The following is a 1,228-nucleotide window of genomic DNA, read 5'->3' as shown; positions in this document are numbered from 1 at the left end:
TACGAGAAGCTTCTGGAATTAAAACAAAGTGGCTTGCCCATTCACCAGCGTTTTTTCTATGGAGGAGAGGTTGATTCTTTGCTTGGCCTGTTAGTGTTTTCCGAAATGTACAGAAACATGGAGCCAGAGCATGAGCAAACTCAGAAACAGGCGCAAGAAGCTTGTCGCTTACTTCATCTGCTTTTGCAAAGCGGGACAAAGCTGGAGAGAGCTATTCTCTTAATTGAGAGGATGAACGGCACCTCGGAACAGGTAATGCCAGCGGGTGCAATGAACTATATGGTGGCAGCCTTTGCTCCCTTTGATTTTATGACTCTGGAACATCTCCAGAAAATACCTTTAATCGGTTGCCCGGGAAACGTCGTTGAATTTAACCGAATCTGTCAGCGGCTCAATGAAGAGCAAATACAGCAACATTTGAGAAGAGTATTAGATGTGAGTTTTGAACCTCCCCCCCTCGCCACAGTCAAATCCCACTTGCTGGCCCTGTTTCATTTCAATGCTTGCCTGGACGAAAAGACTCTGGATTGGCTTAAATTATTCTTGGGCAAATATTGCATTCGCGGTGTGCAAATTATTGATGATTTAACCATGGATGATTATATCGAATGGGTTGAAAAACTGTGGATTAATCGGAAAACAGATCCTTTCTACCAGAATTGGCCAAAGCATGTCGAACAGTCTCATCGGGAAATTGAGGACCTGAAAAAATCTCTCGGTCTCAACGATTCCGGTGCCTCGGCCACACCACTGGTAACCGGGGTACCAGCGGCATTACAGTTTGTAGTGGACGCGTTCAAGAGGTCGCCGATCCTGCCTGACAATGCTGGCGATAATGAAAAAACCATCCTGACGGTATTGCAGCATTATTACCGCCGTCCGGGGCCGGAAAGAGTGATCCAGAGCCTTGGCAGAGAAACCATGCCAACCGTATGGAAACCGCAGCACAGCTGCAGTCATGTCCTGCGGGCCAGAAATAATGGGCTCTGGTATATGGAATTGCTGGAGAAATTTCAGCAATGCTCCTTGAGACCGGACGAAAAAGAACTTCTGTCTCTGGCCATTATTTACCATGACGCGGCTGCCGAAGATGTCGACAAATCAATGGAAGAATCAAGGTCAGCTGATTATTTCAAACGGGATCTGGCCGGGCACTACCCTGAACAGCTGCTGGAGGATATGGCACTGGCAATGGTCAGCAAGGAAAACGATGTCAAGGGTATAGGTG

Annotated in this window: 1 protein-coding gene; it reads left to right on the top strand. The window is 47.2% G+C overall.

The features are described 5' to 3' along the window. Nucleotides 1-78: 78 nt before the first annotated feature. A partial coding sequence (locus KDK17_RS02585) for a hypothetical protein (protein WP_257287270.1) occupies nucleotides 79-1,228 on the top strand: 1,150 nt, incomplete at its 3' end.

The sequence above is a fragment of the Endozoicomonas sp. SESOKO2 genome, assembly GCF_024606245.1.
Classification (GTDB): Bacteria; Pseudomonadota; Gammaproteobacteria; order Pseudomonadales; family Endozoicomonadaceae; genus Endozoicomonas_A.
This window is presented reverse-complemented; position numbering and strand designations above follow the sequence as displayed.